The 20,945-nt window shown below is 66.1% G+C and carries 15 protein-coding genes; 8 read left to right on the plus strand and 7 right to left on the minus strand.

What is annotated here, in order from left to right; translation table 11 throughout:
• Nucleotides 1-11 precede the first annotated feature (11 nt).
• Genes CH273_RS18775 through metH form a run of 3 tightly spaced genes read right to left on the minus strand, consistent with a single transcriptional unit; the run spans nucleotide 12 to nucleotide 4,568 of the window.
• Nucleotides 12-275 carry a phosphoribosyl-ATP diphosphatase gene (locus CH273_RS18775; protein WP_032398466.1) on the minus strand — a complete coding sequence of 88 codons (264 nt, stop codon included), beginning with the start codon at nucleotides 273-275 and terminating at the stop codon, nucleotides 12-14.
• 50 nt (nucleotides 276-325) lie between these two features.
• Nucleotides 326-1,006 carry an HAD family hydrolase gene (locus CH273_RS18780; protein ID WP_032398068.1) on the minus strand — a complete coding sequence of 227 codons (681 nt, stop codon included), beginning with the start codon at nucleotides 1,004-1,006 and terminating at the stop codon, nucleotides 326-328.
• A complete protein-coding gene (metH, locus tag CH273_RS18785; RefSeq protein WP_032398067.1) occupies nucleotides 999-4,568 on the minus strand; it encodes a methionine synthase in 3,570 nt (1,189 codons plus the stop codon). The genes CH273_RS18780 and metH overlap by 8 nt, the downstream gene beginning before the upstream one ends.
• 173 nt (nucleotides 4,569-4,741) lie before the next feature.
• On the opposite strand from metH, the gene CH273_RS18790 reads away from it, so the two are divergent.
• From CH273_RS18790 to CH273_RS18825, 8 genes are all read left to right on the plus strand, one after another.
• Nucleotides 4,742-5,644: a PAC2 family protein gene (locus CH273_RS18790; protein WP_032398465.1), complete on the plus strand. Its 903-nt coding sequence runs from the start codon at nucleotides 4,742-4,744 to the stop codon at nucleotides 5,642-5,644.
• 100 nt (nucleotides 5,645-5,744) lie between these two features.
• On the plus strand, nucleotides 5,745-6,092 hold the full coding sequence (locus CH273_RS18795; RefSeq protein WP_032398066.1) for a hypothetical protein: 348 nt from the start codon (nucleotides 5,745-5,747) through the stop codon (nucleotides 6,090-6,092).
• Nucleotides 6,092-8,581 (plus strand): nitrite reductase large subunit NirB, encoded by a 2,490-nt coding sequence (gene nirB, locus CH273_RS18800; protein WP_032398065.1) that lies wholly within the window; start codon nucleotides 6,092-6,094, stop codon nucleotides 8,579-8,581. The genes CH273_RS18795 and nirB overlap by 1 nt, the downstream gene beginning before the upstream one ends.
• Complete coding sequence (locus tag CH273_RS18805; RefSeq protein ID WP_032398064.1) at nucleotides 8,578-8,877, plus strand: Rieske (2Fe-2S) protein; 300 nt, start codon at nucleotides 8,578-8,580, stop codon at nucleotides 8,875-8,877. The genes nirB and CH273_RS18805 overlap by 4 nt, the downstream gene beginning before the upstream one ends.
• 110 nt (nucleotides 8,878-8,987) lie before the next feature.
• Nucleotides 8,988-10,511, plus strand: coding sequence for a TIGR02677 family protein (locus CH273_RS18810; RefSeq protein ID WP_032398063.1), 1,524 nt, complete (start codon nucleotides 8,988-8,990; stop codon nucleotides 10,509-10,511).
• Nucleotides 10,508-11,959: a TIGR02678 family protein gene (locus CH273_RS18815; protein ID WP_032398062.1), complete on the plus strand. Its 1,452-nt coding sequence runs from the start codon at nucleotides 10,508-10,510 to the stop codon at nucleotides 11,957-11,959. The genes CH273_RS18810 and CH273_RS18815 overlap by 4 nt, the downstream gene beginning before the upstream one ends.
• A gap of 4 nt (nucleotides 11,960-11,963) precedes the next feature.
• Nucleotides 11,964-16,148 carry a TIGR02680 family protein gene (locus tag CH273_RS18820; RefSeq protein ID WP_032398061.1) on the plus strand — a complete coding sequence of 1,395 codons (4,185 nt, stop codon included), beginning with the start codon at nucleotides 11,964-11,966 and terminating at the stop codon, nucleotides 16,146-16,148.
• Nucleotides 16,138-17,376 (plus strand): DUF2399 domain-containing protein, encoded by a 1,239-nt coding sequence (locus CH273_RS18825; RefSeq protein WP_230597019.1) that lies wholly within the window; start codon nucleotides 16,138-16,140, stop codon nucleotides 17,374-17,376. The genes CH273_RS18820 and CH273_RS18825 overlap by 11 nt, the downstream gene beginning before the upstream one ends.
• 12 nt (nucleotides 17,377-17,388) lie before the next feature.
• On the opposite strand, the gene mshC is transcribed toward CH273_RS18825, so the two are convergent.
• The 4 genes from mshC to CH273_RS18845 form a co-directional block, all read right to left on the minus strand.
• Complete coding sequence (gene mshC, locus CH273_RS18830) at nucleotides 17,389-18,630, minus strand: cysteine--1-D-myo-inosityl 2-amino-2-deoxy-alpha-D-glucopyranoside ligase (protein ID WP_032398059.1); 1,242 nt, start codon at nucleotides 18,628-18,630, stop codon at nucleotides 17,389-17,391.
• A gap of 24 nt (nucleotides 18,631-18,654) precedes the next feature.
• Complete coding sequence (locus CH273_RS18835) at nucleotides 18,655-19,428, minus strand: SCO1664 family protein (protein WP_179272770.1); 774 nt, start codon at nucleotides 19,426-19,428, stop codon at nucleotides 18,655-18,657.
• A gap of 35 nt (nucleotides 19,429-19,463) precedes the next feature.
• Nucleotides 19,464-20,054 carry a DUF3090 domain-containing protein gene (locus CH273_RS18840; protein WP_032398057.1) on the minus strand — a complete coding sequence of 197 codons (591 nt, stop codon included), beginning with the start codon at nucleotides 20,052-20,054 and terminating at the stop codon, nucleotides 19,464-19,466.
• Nucleotides 20,055-20,189: 135 nt separating this feature from the next.
• Nucleotides 20,190-20,897, minus strand: coding sequence for a histidine phosphatase family protein (locus CH273_RS18845; RefSeq protein ID WP_032398056.1), 708 nt, complete (start codon nucleotides 20,895-20,897; stop codon nucleotides 20,190-20,192).
• Between the last annotated feature and the right edge of the window lie 48 nt (nucleotides 20,898-20,945).

The raw sequence follows: 20,945 nt of genomic DNA on the forward strand, positions 1-20,945 counted from the left end.
GCGGATCGAACTCACAGATGTTTGTAGACGTCCTCGAGTTCGAGGCCTCTGCCCACCATCATCACCTGGACCCAGTAGAGAAGCTGCGAAATCTCCTCGGCGAGCGCCTCGTCGCTCTCGTGCTCGGCAGCGATCCACACTTCACCTGCTTCTTCGAGGACCTTCTTGCCCTGGAAATGAACTCCAGCGTCCAACGCTGCGACGGTGCCCGAACCCTCGGGACGGGTCTTCGAGCGATCGGTGAGCTCGGCGAACAGCGAATCGAAAGTCTTCACGACTGGATATTCTTTCACGTCGTCACTCGGGTACACGAATACGGTCGAGATTAGGGCGTTCGGCCCGACCAGGCCCGGCGAACGTCCTCGGCAGTGAGTCCGACGAGACCGTCGCGAATCGTGTATCCGGGTGCCGCCTGCACTGCGATCTCGGAGGGAACCACCAACACCGGACACCCCGCCGTGTGGGCAGAGAGCGATCCGGTGGGCGAATCCTCGACCGCAAGGCACGACGCGGCCTCGAGTCCGAGCAACGCAGCACCGCGCAGGTACGGTGCCGGGTGCGGTTTGCCTGCCTCGACCTCGTCGCCGGTGACGGTGATGTCGAAGTACTCGCGGCCCAGGGTGTCCAGTGCCCGCTCGACCAGACCGCGTTCGGTGTTGGTGACCAGCCCAGTGGACAGGCCCATCTCGCGCACGAGCGCAAGGGCGTCCTTGGCACCTGGTCGCCACGGAATCCCCTCGGCGAACAGGTCTCCGACGCGGGCGGTCAGCCATTCGCGCCCCTCGGCCAGATGATCGTCGGTGACCTCCACCGAGGCGTTGGCCAGCACCTTGCTCAGCGCGTCCCGCATCGAGTTACCGAGGGTGCTCTCGCGTACTTCCGCGCTGAGCTCGGTTCCCAGGGAGCGGGAGTACTCACCGATAGCGACGTCCCAGATCTTCTCCGAGTCGAGCAGTGTGCCGTCCATGTCCCACAGGACACCGTGCAGGTGAGTTGGACTAGACATTGAAGTACTTGGCCTCCGGGTGATGAAGCACGAATGCATCGGTCGACTGTTCGGGGTGCAGCTGCAGTTCCTCGGAGAGCTTCACGCCGATCCGCTCGGGTTCGAGAAGCGCGGCGAGCTTGATGCGGTCCTCGAGATCCGGGCAGGCTCCGTAGCCGAACGAGTAACGCGCACCGCGATATTCGAGTTTGAAGAAGCCTTCGGCCTCGGTGGGATCCTCCGAGGCAACGGAATTGCCGTCGGACAGCTTCAGTTCCTCGCGTACCCGGCGATGCCAGTACTCGGCCAAGGCCTCGGTGAGCTGAACTCCGATTCCGTGGACCTCGAGGTAGTCGCGGTACGAGTCGGCAGCGAACAGCTCGTTGGCGAAGTCCGCGATGGGCTGACCCATCGTCACCAGGTTCATCGGCAGAACATCGACCTGGCCCGATTCCCGTGCAGCAGAACGCGATCGAACGAAGTCCGCGATGCACAGGAACCGGTCGCGGTGCTGACGCGGGAACGTGAATCGGAAGCGTTCGGGCGCGTCGGGTTCGGGTTCGGTGAGCACGACGACGTCGTCGCCCTCGGACACCGCCGGGAAGTATCCGTACACCAACGCCGCATGCGCGAGGATGCCGTCGGTGCTCAGGCGATCCAGCCAATACCGCAGGCGCGGTTTGCCTTCCGATTCCACCAGATCCTCGTACGTGGCGCCTTCGCCCTTACGTGCACCGCGCAGACCCCACTGCCCCAGGAACAGAGCCCGCTCGTCGAGCAGCCCCGAGTACTCCGACAGCGACACGCCCTTGACGATGCGCGTGCCCCAGAAGGGTGGCACCGGGATGTCGATATCGGCAGCGACATCGGATCGCTCGGGCACGACCACCGGTGCCTCGGCGGCCTTGCGCTTCTCGGCGATTCGCTTTGAGCGCTCGTGACGTTCCTTGCGCTCGGCCGCCTTGGCCTTCGCGGCGAGTGCCTCGGGGCTGTCCGGAGCCGGACCGCCGCCACGCTTGGTGGTCATGATGGTGTCCATCAACCGAAGACCTTCGAACGCGTCTCGCGCATAGTGCACGTCGCCCTCGTAGACGTCCTGCAGATCGTTCTCGACATAGGACCGCGTCAGCGCGGCTCCGCCGAGGAGCACCGGGAATTGCTCGGCGACACCGCGCGAGTTGAGTTCGATCAGGTTGTCCTTCATGACCACCGTCGACTTCACCAGCAGCCCTGACATGCCGATCACGTCGGCGCGCTTGTCGATCGCGGCTTCCAGAATAGTCGAAATCGGTTGCTTGATACCGAGATTGACCACCTCGTAGCCGTTGTTGCTCAAGATGATGTCGACGAGGTTCTTGCCGATGTCGTGCACGTCGCCCTTGACGGTACCGAGCACGATGCGGCCCTTGCCGTCGTCGTCGGTCGCCTCCATGTGCGGCTCGAGGTACGCCACAGCAGCTTTCATCACCTCGGCCGAGGCGAGCACGAACGGCAGCTGCATCTGCCCGGAGCCGAACAGCTCGCCCACGGTCTTCATCCCCGAGAGCAACGTCTCGTTGATGATCTCGAGCGGCGGCTTCTCGGTCATCGCGGTGTCGAGATCGGCGTCGAGGCCGTTGCGTTCACCGTCGACGATGCGCCGTTCGAGTCGCTCGAACAGCGGCAGTCGGCCGAGTTCCTCGGCGCGGGATTCGCGAGCGGAGGCCGCGGAGACGCCCTCGAAGAGCTGCATGAGCTTCTGCAGCGGGTCGTAGCCCTCGCTGCGGCGGTCGTACACCAGGTCGAGGGCCGTCTCGCGCTGCTCGTCGGGAATCTTGTTCATCGGCAGGATCTTCGACGCGTGCACGATGGCGGTATCGAGACCGGCCTGCGTGCATTCGTGCAGGAACACCGAGTTGAGCACCTGGCGTGCAGCGGGATTGAGGCCGAACGAGATGTTCGACAGCCCGAGGGTGGTGTGCACCTTCGGGTACTTCTCCTTGAGCTGCCGGATCGCCTCGATGGTCTCGATGCCGTCGCGTCGCACCTCTTCCTGGCCCGTCGAGATCGGGAAGGTGAGGGTGTCGACGATGATGTCCTCGTGGCGCAGGCCCCAGTTCTCGGTGATGTCGGTGATCAACCGGTCCGCGACTCGCACCTTCCACTCGGCCGTACGTGCCTGTCCCTCTTCGTCGATGGTCAGTGCGACGACAGCGGCACCGTGCTCCTTGACCAGACGCATGATCTTCTGGAACCGCGAGTCGGGCCCGTCGCCGTCCTCGTAGTTGACCGAGTTGACCGCGCTGCGGCCACCGAGGTGCTCCAACCCCGCTTCCAGGACGGCAGGTTCGGTGGAGTCGAGCATGATCGGCAGGGTCGACGCGGTCGCCAGGCGGCTGGCCAACGCGGCCATGTCTGCGGCACCGTCGCGACCGACGTAGTCGACGTTGAGATCGAGCATGTGGGCACCGTCGCGCGTCTGATCCTTGGCGATGTCGAGGCACTTCTCGTAGTCCTCGGCGAGCATCGCGTCGCGAAATGCCTTGGACCCGTTGGAGTTGGTGCGCTCACCGATCATCAGGATGCTCGCATCCTGTTCGAACGGAACGGCGGTGTACAGCGAGGACACGCCCGGCTCGGGTGCAGGCCGACGTTCCAGTTTCGTTGCCCCGTGGACCATGTCGGCAACCTGGCGGATGTGTTCGGGCGTGGTGCCACAGCAACCGCCGACCAGAGCCAACCCGTACTCGTTGACGAAACCGCTCAGAGCCTCGGCCAGTTCGGGGGCGGTCAGGGGGTACTCGGCACCCTTCGCGCCCAGCGTCGGCAGGCCGGCGTTGGGCATCACCGACACCGGAAGTCGTGAATGCTTGGACAGATGACGCAGGTGCTCGCTCATCTCCGCGGGCCCGGTCGCACAATTGAGCCCGATCATGTCGATACCGAGCGGTTCGAGTGCCGTCAACGCGGCACCGATCTCGCTGCCGACGAGCATCGCGCCCGTCGTCTCCACCGTGACATGGGTGATGATCGGGATGCGGACGCCGAGGCGGTCCATCGCATGCTGACTGCCGATGATCGCAGCTTTGACCTGCAGTAGATCCTGGCAGGTCTCGACCAGGATGGCATCGGCACCGCCGTCGATCATTCCCAGAGCGGCTTCGGTGTACGCGTCGCGCAGTCGGGCGAACGGAGCATGCCCGAGGGTGGGGAGCTTGGTGCCCGGGCCCATCGAGCCCAGCACGTAGCGGCCCATTCCATCGCGGCCGGGGCCCATCTCGTCGGCGGTCTCGCGCGCGAGCCGGGTGCCCTTCTCCGCGAGTTCACGGATGCGGTCCTCGATGTCGTAGTCGGCGAGGTTCGGCAGGTTGCACCCGAAGGTGTTGGTCTCGACGGCGTCCGCGCCTGCCGCGAAGTACTCGCGGTGGATCTCCCGCAGGACATCCGGCCGGGTGTCGTTGAGGATTTCGTTGCAGCCTTCGAGACCGATGAAGTCGTCGAGAGTCAGCTCGGCATCCTGGAGCATCGTGCCCATCGCGCCGTCGCCGATGACAACGCGACGTGAAATCGCATCGAGCAGACTGGGCTTGTGTTCAGCGGGCATCACTACAGAGTAGTGGGCACCGAAGTTACGTCGGGTCGTAGGCTGTCGTGGTGAGTCCCCGAAACCTCGATGGCCAGTCCCCGATCGACGACGGTACCGAAAATACGGACATTTCAGGTGCCGGATCGGATGTGCCTCTCGATGCTGCATTGATCGAGGCCGTCCACGACGCTGTGGCCAACGCCACAGACCCCGACGATCTCGATGATCTCGACGACGACATTCCCGAGTTGCGCTCCCCGATCCTGGTGGCTGCCTTCGAGGGGTGGAACGACGCAGGCGATGCGGCCAGCGGTGCGATCGAACATCTGGAGCTGATCTGGGACGCCAGCCCGTTGGCCGAGCTGGACTCCGAGGACTACTACGACTACCAGGTCAACCGCCCGACCGTCCGCCAGGTGGACGGCGTCACTCGCGAGATCGAGTGGCCGTCGACGCGGCTGTCGGTGTGTTCGCCTCCCGGCAGCTCACGCGATGTGGTGCTGCTGCGCGGCATCGAGCCGAACATGCGCTGGCGCAGCTTCTGCGACGACCTGCTCGAATTCGTCGAACAGCTCGGCGTCGAGACCGTGGTGATCCTGGGAGCCCTGCTCGCCGACACCCCGCACACCAGGCCCGTTCCGGTGACCGGTACCGCCTACAGCACCGAGTCGGCCGAACAGTTCAACCTCGAACAGACCCGCTACGAGGGACCGACCGGAATCACCGGCGTGCTGCAGGACGAGTGCGTCAAGGCCGGGGTGCCCGCGGTCTCCTTCTGGGCTGCTGTTCCCCACTACGTCTCTCAGCCGCCCAACCCCAAGGCGACCGTGGCGCTGCTGCAGCGGGTCGAGGACGTGCTCGACATCGAGGTACCTCTCGGCGAACTGCCGACCCAGGCCGAGGAATGGGAAGAGGCGGTGACCGAGATGACGAAGGAAGACGAGGAGATCAGCGAATACGTCCGCAGCCTCGAGGAGCGCGGCGACGCCGAGGTGGACATGTCCGATGCGATCGCCAAGATCGACGGCGACGCCATCGCGGCCGAGTTCGAGAAATACCTGAGGCGACGCGGTCCGGGCAACTTCGGACTCTGACCGACCGCACACGAGGGACCGGGAGCCGGTGAGGTCTTTCTGATCCCGACGTAACGTCACCGCAGCGGTGACGTCACCCCGACCCCGCAACCTCGTGGGTATGGCCAGCACACCGCGATTCCTGCACGGCATCTTCTCCTTCACCGGGCACGGTCTGGACAAGCCAGAGCTGATCGATCCCAGCCTGAGCTTCGTCGTCCCCGAGGGTGCGACTGCTCAGCCCCTGTACTTTCGCGGCGGAAACTCGAGCGACGAGCTGGTGGTCGTGACCCTGCTACGCGACGGCAGCCCGATGCGCATGTTCCCGATGGGTGCCAAGAGCGGAGTGAACATTCCGCTGCGCGTGGTCGAGGACGTGGATCCGGACACGGTGCTCGAACTGGTGATTGCCGCCCCTGCCGGAACCAGCGGAGAGGTCGTCGTCGATTTCGGTCTGGTGCTGATCTGATGACCGCAGGCAAGCAGCGACTGTTGGTGGTCGGTAACGGGATGGCCGGTGCCAGGACCGTCGAAGAAATCATCAAACGCGACGGCAGTTCGCTGTTCGAGATCACCATGATCGGCGACGAGCCGTACGGCAACTACAACCGAATCATGCTCTCGCACGTGCTGTCCGGCGAGGCCACCGTCAACGACGAGGATCTGATCCTCAACCCGATGAGCTGGTACAGCGAGAACGGCGTCACGTTGCACGCCGGGGACCGCGCGGTCACGCTCGACCGGTTCTCCAAGACCGTCGTCTGCGAGAGCGGGCGGTCCGTCGACTACGACGTGCTGATCATCGCCACCGGCAGCAACACGTTCTTCCCGAACATGGACGGCCTGCGCGAGTCCGACGGCAGGCTGGCGCGCGGCGTGTTCGGCTTCCGCACCATCGCCGACACCAACGGCATGCTGCAGATGGCGCAGTCGCGTGACGACGTCTCGGCGGTCGTCATCGGCGGCGGACTCCTCGGACTCGAAGCCGCCTACGGCTTGCGCACGCAGGGTCTGGAGGTGAACGTGGTGCACTCCCCCGGTCACCTGATGAACCAACAGCTCGACGAGCGCGGCGGACGGGTGCTGCGCAACAAGATCGAGTCCCTCGGCGTTGGCGTGCACACCTCCAAGCGGACCACGTCGGTGTTGCGATCCGAGGACGGCGTCGTCACGGGCGTCGGGTTCAACGACGGCACCTCACTCGACGCGGACATGGTCGTGGTCACCGCGGGCATTCGCCCCAGTGTCGATTTCGCTCGCGCCGGAGGTCTGGTGATCGAACGAGGAATCGTCGTCGACGACCAATTGCGTTGCGAGGACGAGGGTTCCATCTATGCCGTGGGTGAATGCTGTCAGCATCGCGGCGAGGTCTACGGTCTCGTCGCGCCGCTGTGGGAGCAGGCCGTCGTGTTGGCCGATGTGCTCACCGGAGCCGATCCCACTGCGGCGTATCACGGTTCGCGGCTGACCACCAAGCTCAAGGTGGCCGGCGTGGACGTCGCCTCGATGGGGATCACCGCGCCCGAACGCGACGACGACGAGTTCGTCCAGTTCTACGAGCCGCGCAGTGGCACCTACAAATCGGTGATCGTCCGGAACAACAAGCTGGTCGGTGCCACCCTGCTCGGCGACATCTCCAAGGCCAACTTCCTGACGCAGGCGTTCGACGAGAAAGTGCCGTTGCCCGACGAGCGCATCAGCATGCTCTTCGACATGGGAACTCCCTCCGCGGCAACGGGAGCCGCCGAACTGGCCGACGACGTGCAGGTGTGCAACTGCAACGGTGTCACCAAGGGTGCCATCGTGGCCTGCGTGCACGCGGGCGCGAAGAACCTGAGCGACGTGACCGCGAAGACCCGTGCGGGTAAAGGGTGCGGATCCTGCAAGGGTCTGGTCCAGGACATCATCGCATGCGCTGCGGACGGTGCGGTCGAGGCCGATCCCACCGCCGACTGGTACGTGCCCTGCATCCCCATGACGAAGCCCGAGCTGATCGACGCCGTTCGGGCGCAGGATCTTCGGGCGGTATCCGCGGTGTTCGCGGCGCTGGCGACCGAGGGAACGGAGGACGCCGCCGCCAAGATGCCGTTGGCATCGTTGCTGCGGACGGTGTGGGGCCCGGACTGGGTCGACGAGCGCGGCGCACTGTTCATCAACGACCGCGTCCACGCCAACATCCAGCGCGACGGCACGTTCTCGGTGGTGCCGCAGATGAAGGGTGGCGTCACCACCCCGGATCAGTTGCGCAGGATCGCCGACGTCGCGGACAAGTACCACGTTCCGCTGGTCAAAGTCACCGGCGGACAGCGGATCGACCTTCTCGGCATCAAGAAGGAGGATCTACCGAAGGTGTGGGGCGATCTGGACATGCCCTCCGGCTTCGCCTACGGCAAGAGCATGCGCACGGTGAAAACCTGCGTCGGCAGCGACTTCTGTCGCTTCGGCCTCGGCGACTCGACAGCCCTGGGCATCGCCCTCGAAGAGCGGTTCCAGGGCCTGGAGACCCCCGCGAAGTTGAAGCTTGCGGTCGCGGGCTGCCCGCGCAACTGCTCGGAGGCACTGTGCAAGGACTTCGGCGTCGTCTCGGTCGGCGAGGACAAATGGGAGATCTACGTCGGTGGCGCGGCAGGCGCACACATCCGCAAGGGTGATCTACTGGCCACCGTGACAGGGGCCGAGGAGGTTCTCACCGTGGCAGGCAGGTTCATCCAGCACTACCGCGAGAACGCTCAGTGGCTCGAGCGAACGTACGCATGGGTTCCCCGTGTCGGCCTGGAAGAACTGCAGGCCGTGCTGATCGACGACCGGGACGGCATCGTCGCCGGACTCGACGAGCGGGTGCAGGCATCGGTGGACGGGTACGTCGACCCCTGGCAGGACCGCGCGGCACCGAAGTCACCGGCCCAGTTCACCCCGTCGCTGCCCCTGCTTCCGCTCCCACAGGTACCGGTCCGATGAGTGTGCCGGTCGGGGCCGTGGAGGACATGACACCCGGCGAGGGACGCGCCTACGTGGTGGACGGCAAGCAGGTTGCCGTGTTCCTGCTCAGCGACGGCTCGGTGCGGGCGATGGATGCCGTGTGCCCGCACAAGGGTGGGCCACTGGCAGACGGTCAGATCGACGGATCCATCGTCGTCTGCCCACTGCATCAGTACACGTTCTCGCTCGACGACGGCACCTGCCCCAGCGGCATCGGCTCCGTGCGCACGTACCCCGCCGCAGTGGTGGACGGAAAAGTGACCGTGGAGCTGTAACCGGCACGGTCGAACGACCGAGACCCTGCGCCCCCTGGTCGTTTCGCAGGCTCCACTCCTACCCCCCTGGTCGTTTCGCAGGCTCCACTCCTACCCCCTACCCTGTTCCAGTGAGCGATTCAGGTGAGGACGCGCGGCGGGGAGTCGCGAACGCGTTCGTAGAGGAAGATCGTCTCGGTCTGTTCTCCTTCGCCGTTGCCGAGAAGCGATCCGAGTACCTGGCCGTTCTCCGGGCATTCGACACCGCACGAGCCAACTACGTCGTCCTGCTGCACTCAGGAGACGTGGCCGACCTCATCGCACGCAGCCCGGGTCGGCACGACGCACTGACCACCCTCGACATCGCACCCCTGCTCGATCAGCTCCACGCCTGGGGTCTGCTCGAACGCAGCTACGACGGCACCCGCGCCGCGACACTCGCCGAGTACCGCAACCGTCACTTCGTCTACCAGTTCGGCCAAGCCGGCTACAAGGCCTACCGCGCGGTCGAGGACGTGCTCGGGGCCCGCCTGGACGACGCCGCGCTGTCGCGGCTGGTGCTGCCCGAGCTGCTGGCCGACATGCACGAGCTGGCCGAGGCGAACCGTCAGGCCGACGGCGATCGCATCTACCGCAAGCTCAGCCGACTCGATTCGACGCTGTCGGAGATGGCGACCCGCGCCGCCCACTTCTATCTCGTCCTCGGTGACCTCGTGCGCACCACCGAGATCACCCCGGAGTCGTTTCTGGTCCACAAGGACGCCCTGCTGACGCACATGCGTGAATTCAGCTCCGATCTGACCCGCTACGCACCGAAGCTCGCCGAGGCGATCGCACTCGTCGAGAGCACCGGGATCGAGGAACTGGTCGAGCGAGCCGCGATCAGTGACGAACGAGTCTTCCTCACCGTCGCCGAACGCTGCGCCGACTGGACCGATCGCTGGGCGGGCCTGTCGCACTGGTTCGTCTCGGCCGAGTCCGAACTCAGCGAGTCCGAGCGACTCCGCGAGGGCACGATGAGCGCGATTGCCGCCGTGCTCTCGCTGCTGCGCCGCGTCACCGAAACCCGCAGGGGTGGTGTGAGCAGGGAAAGCCAACTGCGGCATCTGGCCGGCTGGTTCGCTGCCACGCCTACCGAGGACAGCGCGCACGCCCTGTTCCATGCCGTGTTCGGTCTCGGCAGGCCCAGACACCTGTCGATGGTGCATCCCGACGCCGACATCATCTCCACGTCCCGATCGTGGTGGGAGGCACCGCCGGTCGAGATTTCGCGCACCCTGGCCGAAACCGGGCGCACCCCCACGCCCGGTGTTCCGGGGCGGGTACAGCGCAACGACGGCGGTATCAGACGGCTCAGGGAGCAGCAGCTCGAATCGCAGCGATCACGAAGTGCCGCAGCGCAGTCGCTTGCGTCGACCGGAATCCACGACCGAATTCTGAACGAGCAGGAAACCGAGGTGCTGTTGAGCCTGCTCAACGCTGCGTTGACCGCGCGGGTGCGCGTGAGCGGTCGCACCTCCGACTCGTCCGGATCGGACAGCGGCGTGCGCCTGACGCTCAGCGACAGCGACCGTTCGACGATCGTGCGGACCAGCAGAGGCCGATTGCATCTGGACCGCCTCGCGCTCGAGGTCAGCGAGGTGGCACGCCGATGAGAGCTCGTGAGATCTCCACCCTCGCACTGGATTCCTACCAGCGGGCCGCCCGAGTCGCGCTGTCGAACCACCTGGTGACCACGACGTATCCCGATAGGATTGCGCTGCCTCTGCTGCGTCGATGGGCGACCGAACTGCGCGAGGACCTGCTCGAACTGTTCGGATATCGCCTCGAGGTCACCGAGACCACGGCACGTCTGTACCCGGTGATCGATCGGCTCGACGACAGCCAGCCCGCGCGAACGTCCACCGACCGAATCTTCGATCGCCGCAGATACGCGTATCTGGCATTGGCACTGGCGGCCCTCGGCCGGGCGGGCAACCAGATCACCCTCTCCGAGCTGGCCGATCATGTTGCGGCGGAAGCAAGTCAAGTAGACGGAGTAGAGCTGACGACCGACCGAGCAAGCGACCGAGACGCGTTCGTCGACGCGATCGGGTGGCTCGCTACACGCGGAGCCATCGCGTTGGCCGACGGTGATGCGACCGGCTGGGCGAACAACCCGTCCGCAGGCGAGGCCCTCTACGACATCGACCGTCCCGTCGTCGTCGCCATGTTCCGGCCGCCGCGCGCCGTGCAGCACCTCCGATCGATTCGTGGTCTACTGGCCGGCTCGGACTCCCCGATCGATCCCGAGGACTCGGACCCGGGACAGGCCGACTCCGGGCGTGAGGCAGATCCGAAGGAAACGCTGCGCGCGGTCCGCCGAGCGTTGGTCGAGCAACCGGTCGTCTATCACGACGATCTCGACCGGAACGGCCGATCCGCCCTGGCCGCGTCGCGCACCGTTGCGGACGTCGAGTTGCTGACCGGCCTCGTTGCCGAGCGTCGCGCCGAGGGAGTCGCCCTCATCGACACCTCGGGACGACTGTCGGACTACCGGTTCCCCAGCACCGGAACCATTGCCCAGGTCGCACTGCTGATTGCGGGCGAGATCTCGGACCGAGTGATCGATCCGGATGCACCCGCGCTGGCAGCCCACCCCCTACCCGACGGCGACGCCCTGATCGAGCAGCTGGACGGCGCCATACCCGACGGCGGGATCTTCGGCGATCTCGCCGAATTCGGGTTCGGTTCCGATGCAACGGCATTGGAAGATGCGGACGGGAAGAAGCTGTATCCGTTGATCGAGGACAGTTGGCTGACAACGGTCGTCGACGATCTCGTCGAACGCTTCGGCCGCACCTTCGCAGCTCAGTGGCAGACCGATCGGGATGGACTGCGAGTGCGGGCGATCGCGCTGCTGCACCGACTTCGACTGATACACAGCGTTTCCGGCGGCGTACTGGTGCTGCCGGTGATCGCGCGCTACCGCGACGTGATGGTCAGCGTGCGTGATCGAACTCCACAGGACTCACTGTTCGGCACCGAACGAACCACCAGCACCGCAGAAGCACCCAGAACCGCACAGTCCGTCAGTAACGAATCGTCCGAAGTAGAGGCCTGAGTAGATGACCGCACACTCGACACGCTTTCGGCCGACACGAGCAGGGATCGTCAACCTGTGGGACTACCGCGATCAGGAGTTCTCGTTCGCCGACGGTCGCCTGGTACTGCGCGGCCCCAACGGATCCGGCAAGACCAAGGCACTCGAAGTGCTGTTTCCCTTCGTCCTGGACGGCCGCATCGAACCACGCCGACTCAATCCCTTTGCGGGAGAAGAGCGGACGATGAAGTCCAACCTGCTCTACCGGGGGCAGGAAAGCGCGCATTCGTACGTGTGGATGGAGTTCGGCCGCGGATCTCGTGAGGATCCCGAATCGGTGACGGTCGGAATCGGAATGCGGGCGAGCCGCCACAACGACAAGGTGACCCGCTGGTACTTCGTGGCCGACGGCCGGGTGGGCGTCGACTTCTCGTTGTTGGGTTCCGACGACCGACCGTTGACGAAGAAGCAGCTCGGTGAGCAACTGGGCACCGACGCCTTGACCGATCGCCCGGTGGACTATCGCGCCGCGATCGATGCCCGCATGTTCGGGTTGGGCGCGCAGCGATACGACCAGCTGATCAATCTCATTCTGACGCTTCGCCGCCCGCAATTGGCGAAGAACCTCGATCCCAAGGGACTCTCGCAGGCGTTGACCGACGGACTGCGTCCGTTGGACGAGCAGCTGGTACTCGAGGCTGCTCGCTCCTTCAGCGACATGGAGGAGGTGGGCCGGGCGCTCGAAGGCTTGGCGCAGGCCGATCACGCCGCCAGGAACTTCGTTTCGGTGTACTCCAAATACCTTCGGGTACAGACTCGATCGGATGTCGAGCAGGTCTCGCGCCGGCTGGAGGCGGTGACTCACGCGACCACCGCACACTTCGCCGCTGCCGCCCTGAAGGACCGGCGCCTGCTGGAACGGGCGGCTGCGGAAACCCGATTCGACGAGGCCGAACGCGCACTGGATCAGGCCGTTGCGGACCGCGAGACTCTGCAGCGCTCGAGCGCATACGAGGGCAAGCAGCAACTGGACGACCTGGCCGAATCCGCCGCGAAGCTGGAGATCTCGACCGCCCAGCAGGCCGACCGCGCCCGCAAGGCGCACGCCGAACTGGAACAGCGCACCACCGAGGCGGCGCGTGCCGATGCCGCACTCCGGGACTCCGTCGCCGGGGTTACCCGTGCCGAAGAGGAACTGCAGACCGCCGCCGAGGACGCGGGCATCGCCTGGACACCACTGCCCGGAACAGCCCGCAGCGATCAGATCGGCACCGCTCTGCGCGGCCATGCCGAGGAACGCGACGGCGACGTGCGGGCGGTTCGCGAGGCGCTAGGAACCGTCGAGAAGGCGTCGACCGAGCGCGCCCGTGCGGAGAAGGCCGCATCGAAGGCTCGCGAGATGCTCGAGGCGGCGTCGGCTGCGGTCACCGAGGCCGAGGCGACCGTCGACCTGGAAAAGGCGCAGTTCGCGTCGGGACTGCGGGCCTGGTGGTCGAACAATTCGGCGCTGTACTCCTCGGCGGGTATCACCTCCGCAGCGTTCGAGGCCCTCGATGCCGCGTTGGCGGGCATCGGCGACGACGATGCCCCGAGCCTGGAATCGGTGCTGGCCGACCAGACCGCAGACGCGGTCGACGCACTTCGTGCCCGCCAGGCCCAGGCGCACGTGGACGTTTCGACCCGCACGGCCGAGCTGAACTCGCTGCGTGACGAACTGTCTCTGGTTCGGGCCGAACACGACGACGCGCCGCCGCCGTTCGCGGCACGAACCGACTCTCGCGCCGACCTCGCCGGTGCGCCTCTGTGGCAGCTGGTTCGGTTTCCCGATTCGGTCTCCCCCGCCGATGCGGCAGGGATCGAATCCGCACTGCAGGCTGCGAATCTGCTCGACGGCTGGATCCACCCGATCGCGGACTTCCCCGTCGACTCGAGCTCGGAGCAGTATCTGTCGCCGCTGCCGGAGGCCTCGAGGCCGACCGGAACCACGCTGGCGTCCGTCCTCGAACCCGAGCCCGGCACCGCCGTATCCGAATCGCGGATCCTGGACGTTCTGAATTCGGTTGCACTGCAGCAGGATCGAGGTGCCGACTCGGGTGGTGCCGTCTCGATGAGCGTCGACGGTCGGTACCGGCAGGGGGTGCAGCAGGGCCGACACATCAAGACCGATGCCGAGTACATCGGCGCGACGGCCCGTGCACGGCGCCGAGAGCAACGGATCACCGAACTCGGTGCCGCGATCGATGCCGCGACAGCCGCACTGGAGGCCGCGGCGGCCGACGAGCGAACTGCCCGCGAATCGGTACAGGCACTGGCCGCGGCGGCCAAGCAACTGCCTCGTGTCTCGGCCATCGTGAAAGCGCAACGCGCCGTCACCGCCGCCGCAGGGGCGCTGCGCACGTCGACGCAGAGTTCGGCTGCAGCGGACCGAGAGTTCGACCAGGCGATCGCAGACCTGTCCGCGAAGGAGAAGCAGCTGCGTACCGTCGGCGTGGCTCACCGCACCCCACACATCGGTCGAGACATCGATGCCCTCGCCGCGGCGATCAGGCATTTCGAGCACCAGGGCTCGGTGGTGATCCGCAAGCGCGGCGATCACACGCGCGAAGCAGAACGCGCCCGCGAAGCAACCAACCGACTCGAAGAAGCGAGTGGCCTGGCCGAGGAGCTCGCCGAGGAAGCCGCGATCGCCGACGAGAACTACCGACAGCAGGTGCAACGCCTCGAGCTCCTCAGCGAGAAGCTCGGTGCCACCGCCGAACAGATCGACACCGATCTCGAGAACGCACGCGAACGCATCGAGAAGTGCCGCGCCGAGCAGCGGGCCGCACGCAAAGCGGACAAGGAAGCAGGCGAAGCGATCGGCAAGGCCGAGGGGGCCTGCAACACAGCACTGGAAAGCCTGCGCGGTGCCGTCACCGAAACCCTGGGTGACGCCGTGCGGCTCGCGCCCTACGCTCGCAAGGACCTTCTCGGCATTCTCGGCGTCCACGAGGCGTACACCTGGCCGGCGAGCGACTCGGCGTGGTTGAGCGTGGAGCAGATTCTGTATCGGGTGCAGCAGGCCGAGGGTCCCGACGACGAGGTTCCGGTACTTCCGCCCGTCGTGCGCGCTCTGCATTCGGCGCTCGATGCGGCGACGGCGTCGGTGAAGGTCAGTGACTCGAGCCGAAAGTCGACCCGGACAGCCCTGACGAGTGCGCTGCAGGAGTTCGACTCGCAACTCGCTGCGTCGGGTCAGGACTATCGACTGCAGTGGGATGCGCCGGACGGTTTGACCGTCGTCCGTGTTCAGGACGAGCAGGGCTACTCGTCGGTCGGAGATTTCGCCGACCGAATCGGTGCGGCGAGAGCCGATCAGGAGTTGTTGCTGACCGAGCAGGAGCGCCGAATTCTCGAAGATGCGTTGCTGACCGGCCTGGCGCAGCAGATTCACGAGCGCACCGTCGACGCACGCGAGCTGATCGCGCAGATGTCCGCCGAGATGAAGCAGCGCCGCATGTCCTCGGGCAACACGATCGGTGTGCACTGGGTGCTCGCGGACAACCTCGACGACGGTGCCAGGGCGGTGTCCAAACTGCTCGACCGCGACGCCTCGGCGTTGAACCAGGACGATCTGGCCGCGATGCGCGCGCACTTCGCGTCGGAGATCAGGATCGCTCGCGCGGCGCATCCGGAACGGTCCTACCCCGAGATCCTGTCCACGACACTGGACTATCGCCGCTGGCGCGTGTTCGCCTTCACCCTCATCAGCGGTGACGGCAACGAGGATCGTCTCACCGTCGCACGCCACAGTGCGCTCTCGGGCGGTGAGCAGTCGGTGTCGCTGCATCTGCCCCTGTTTGCCGCTGCGCACGTGATGCTCTCGTCCGCCGATCCACATTCACCTCGGCTCCTGGCGCTGGACGAGGCCTTTGCCGGAGTCGACGACAACGGCCGCAGCGAATTGCTCGGCCTGAGTGTGCAATTCGATCTCGATCTGTTCATGACCGGATACGACCTGTGGATCACTTACGGTGATGTGCCCGGTTGCGCGCACTACGACCTGGCGCATTCGGCAGCCGAGAACACCGTCAGCGCAGCTCTTCTGGTGTGGGAGAACGGCGAACTGTTCGCCGAGCACGACGGCACCGACCTCGCGGCCGCACTCGGGTCACCGCTGACGCGCCGTGTGCCGACCCGAACCGAAGGTGGGCTGGAGTTTGACCGGTAACAGCGAATGGCGAGGCAGCGCCGAATTGGCTGCACTGCTCGATGCGGCACGAAAGAAGTTGGAGTCCAACTGGCTTCGCGTCGGTGGCAACATCACCGTCGACCTGAGCGAGGCCCCGGAACTGTGGCGTCTGTGCAGCGCGATCTCTCGGTCCAATTCCAGTCTGCATTCGCGAGCGCGTAGCGCCAGACTCGACCTCGAGCGGTTCGACGCGTGGCTGAGCCATCCGCTCAACGGTGGCCTCGGACTGATCGACACCCTCTCGCGGCAGGCTCCGTTGCAGGACAAGAAGCAGATCGAAGCCGACAAGGCTCGGGTACGTGCCGAGGCACTCGATCGGGCCAGGGAGGTTCTCGGTGGCGGGACCGATAGGGAGTGGGTCGAGTACTGGATCGCCTCCTTGCTCAATCAGGACGGCACTCTCGGGGGCCGCGTCGCCGTCGATGCGCTCGCGGTGGCGACACAGGTCCTGGCGCTGCTTCCGGTCGACGGGATGTCGCTGACCGAACTCGCGGAACTGGCCTGCGGTGATACGAAGGCGCTCTCGGGCGGCGGTGCCCCGAAGCTCGTCCTCGACGCTCTGTCGTTGCGCGAGAACGTGCCTCGGCCCGTCGATCCGGTGGGAACAAGGGCATTGTGGGAGACCGCGGGCGTGTCGGTCGACTCGGTGTCCAGCCGGGTGCTGGTGCTCGGCTACCGCGTCGATGAGGCCCACACGGTGGCTCGTTGGCTGAACGACGCGGCGGACGTGGGCATCCCCTTCCCCGTCACCGTGGACATGCTCTCGCGCGGCCCGCTCACCAACAGCTCGTCCACAGTGTTCGTCTGCGAGAACGTCGCCGTGCTCGCCGCCGCAGCCCGCACCCTCGGCTCGAACTGCGCGAGCCTGATCTGCACCGACGGTCAACCCTCCGCAGCGGTGCACCGGCTGCTGGCCTCCCGAGCGCCCGGCACCACGATTCGGTGGCGAGCCGACTTCGACTGGGCCGGAGTGCAGATGGTGACCCGAGCCATCTCCCGATACGACGCGGTGCCGTGGCGGATGGACGTCGATTCCTACCGACGCGCACTCGATGCACGCAATTCCGAACCGCTGAAGGGCCATCGAACGGACAGCCCGTGGGATCCGGAACTCGCTGCCGCACTCCGCGACTCGGGCCGAGCAGTCACGGAGGATCGACTGATCCCGGATCTGCTGACGGATCTGCGGCTGGGACCTGCGACCTAGTTCGGGACGAGATCAGCGCAGCGCAACCCCGAGCAGAGCATCGACCGCATCGGCGAAGGCACCGGGCGCGCCCGCATCCGATCCGCCGCGTTCGACTGCGAAACTCGCCCACGCGTCGAGCGCATCGAGAGCCTTGGGGGTGTCCAGATCGTCGGCCAGGTGCTGCCGCAACCGGTTGATCACGTCGTCGGCCGATGCAGCGCTGTCGAGCGCCGCGGCCCGACGCCATAGTGCGAGCCGAGTGTGAGCGCGTTCGAGAACCTCGTCGGACCACGGTCGATCCTGGCGGTAGTGCCCGGCGAGCAAACCCAGTCGAACAGCTGCGGGGTCGACGTTCTCGGCGCGGAGCTTGGAGACGAACACCAGATTGCCGCGGCTCTTGGACATCTTCTCGCCGTCGAGCCCGATCATCCCGGTGTGCACGTAGTGCCGGGCGAAGCGCGGATCACCGGTCGCCGCCTCGGCGTGCGCGGCCGAGAACTCGTGGTGCGGGAAGATCAGATCGCTTCCGCCGCCCTGAATGTCGAAGCCGGTACCGATGCGGTTGAGCGCGATGGCTGCGCATTCGATGTGCCACCCGGGCCGCCCCGGACCCCACGGCGACGGCCACGACGGCTCGCCCGGCCGTACTGCGCGCCAGAGCAGCGCATCGAGTGGATCCCGCTTACCGACCCGATCGGGGTCGCCCCCGCGTTCGGCGAAGAACGTGTCCATCGTGGCTCGGTCGTAACCGGACTCGTAGCCGAACTGCTCGGTGGCATCGGCACGGAAGTACACATCCGGGTATTGGGCATCGTCGACGACATACGCCGCACCGGACGCGACCAGCTTCTCCACCAGTTCGACGACCTCGTCGACGGACTCGACGGCACCGATGTAGTCGCGCGGAGGGAGCACCCGGAGCGCTTCCATGTCGGCGCGGAAGAGTTCGATCTCACGAGCTCCCAGATCGCGCCAGTCCTCGCCGTCGCGGTCGGCGCGCTCGAACAGTGGATCGTCGACATCGGTGACGTTCTGCACGTAGTGCACGTCCGTGCCCGCATCCCGCCACAGCCGGTTGATCAGGTCGAACGTCAGGTACGTCGCCGCGTGCCCGAGGTGGGTGGCGTCGTACGGGGTTATTCCGCAGACGTACATCCGAGCCGTCGAACCGGGGGTGACGGGACGGACCTGGCGGTCGGCGGTGTCGAACAATCGAAGCGCTGGACCCTGTCCGGGAATTGTCGGGATCTCCGGGCTCGACCAAGAATGCATGCGGTCGAGCCTATCCGAGCCCGATCAGAAGGCGGGCCAGGGTATGGGTCTGCTCGAGCGAGGTTCCGGCATGATCGGGCGGGCGATCAACTCCTGCGCCCGGTCGAGAACCGCGACCGTTTCGGTCAGGGTGATCTTGTCGACCAATCGAGGAGCGGTGACCGTGTCGAACGTCTCGACGAACCGCACCACGTCGGTCATCAACGCATCGTCCACCGCCTGGCCCGCCCAGCCCCACAGCACCGTGCGCAACTTGTTCTCGGCGTGCAGGCAGATGCCGTGATCGACCCCGTACACGTAGCCGTCGAGACCTTCGAGCGCGTGCCCGCCCTTGCGATCGGCGTTGTTGAGGATCACGTCGAGCACCGCCATCCGCTGCAGCCGTGGATCGTCGGCGTGGATCAGCGCGATCTCCTCGCCCTCGCCGTCGTACGCCTGCAGTACCGGAATCCAGCCCGCAGGTACGAGATCGGGACGGCAGATATCGACCAGGTCGACGCGACCCTCGGCGTGATCGTCGGGCGTGTCGATCCACTTCTGCACCATGCCGGGACCGAACGGGCCGTCGCGTAGCACCGTCGGCGGGATGACGCCCCAACCGAGGGCCTCGGAGATTTCGTACGACGCCACTTCCCGGCCCGCAAGAGTGCCGTCCGGAAAATCCCACAGCGGGACTTCCCCGCGAACCGGTTTGTACACGCACCGGACGGCCTTCTCGCCCTCGCCCGCCTCGCACACCAGCGTGGCGTTGCTGGCCGACACCACCCGACCGACGACGGTCAGGTCGCCGGTCTCCATGGTTTCGCGGCCCTCGAACGGCGGCAGTTCGACGGTCAAGACTCGTCGACCTCGGTCACCGGACCGAACGTCGCGCCGCGTCGGTAACCGTTGGTTCTGATGCAGACGTGTCCCTCGGGAGCCAACGGCTGTCCGCACAGCGGACACGGAGCACGGCCCGCCGCGATGACGCGTTCGGACCGCACCGCGAATTCACGGGCCTGTACCGGGGTGAGGAACACCCGAACGGCATCGGGGCCCTCGTCGGTGTCGTCGAGAACGACCGATTCGTCCACCTCGACCTCGCTGACGGCCAACAGCTCCACCACGACGGCGTTGGCATCGGCGTCCCAGCCGAGCCCCATCGTGCCGACACGGAACTCGGTGTCGATCGGAGTCAGCAGCGGACTCGTGTCGACCGTATCGGCCTCCTCGGCCGGTACCTCTGCCCCGAAACGACGGTGCACCTCCTCGAGGAGAAGCCCCATCCGGTCGGCCAGTACCTGGACCTGCTGCTTCTCCAGCGCAACCGACACCACGCGGGCATCGTGCACCGCTTGCAGGAAGAACGTTCGGTCGCCCGGTTCACCAACGGTCCCGGCAACGAAACGATCAGGGGTGCGAAAAACGTGTATGGCGCGCGGCATTGCACCTCCTAACGACTCGAACAGCTCCGCGAAGCGATTCGCGGAACTTTCATTATCGGCCACGGATCGACCGTGGACGGTATTGCTTGCCCTCCAGCCTGCCACCGATCGGGGTGTCAGCGCCGAATCGGAGCTCTAGGTGCCTGCCCCACCACCGACGACCGCGTCCGAAGAGTCCGCGTTGCCCGCTTCCGGCGTGCTGGGCTCCTCGGCTTTGGGTACGAACACGCTCAGGTCGGACCCGGTGTCGTTGGTCCGCAGCACGAAGGGTCGCGTCGAGGTGTAGCGAACGACACTGATCGATGCCGGATCGGCGACGATGCGCTGGAACGAATCGAGGTGGGCACCCATCGCGTCCGACAGCACCGACTTGATGACGTCCCCGTGCGAGCACGCCACCCACAACACGTCACGGCCGTGATGGGCGGCCAGCCGGGCGTCGTGTTCGCGCACGGCCTGCACGGCCCGTTGCTGCACCGTGGCCAGTCCTTCACCCTCGGGAAACACCGCGGCCGACGGATGCTGCTGCACCACCTTCCACAGCGGCTCGGCCAGCAATTCCTTGATCGTTCGACCGGTCCACTGCCCGTAGTCGACCTCGACCAACCGGTCCTCGACCAGCGGCGTGAGCCCGAGCCTGGCAGCCAACGGCTCGACGGTCTGCTCGCACCGCAGCAGCGGCGAACGAACGATCTCCGCGACCGGCAGGTCGCCGAGACGGTCGGCGACCGCCTGCGCCTGTTCACGACCACGATCGTCGAGCTCGACTCCCGCGCTCCGACCCGCGAGCGTGCCTGCGGTGTTCGACGTCGAGCGGCCGTGCCGAAGCAAGATGACTGTCATTGCACCGAGCCTAACGACCGGGGTCTTCCCACTCCGCTCCGGAGGCCA

The organism is Rhodococcus sp. 05-339-2 (assembly GCF_002258965.1).
GTDB lineage: Bacteria > Actinomycetota > Actinomycetes > Mycobacteriales > Mycobacteriaceae > Rhodococcoides.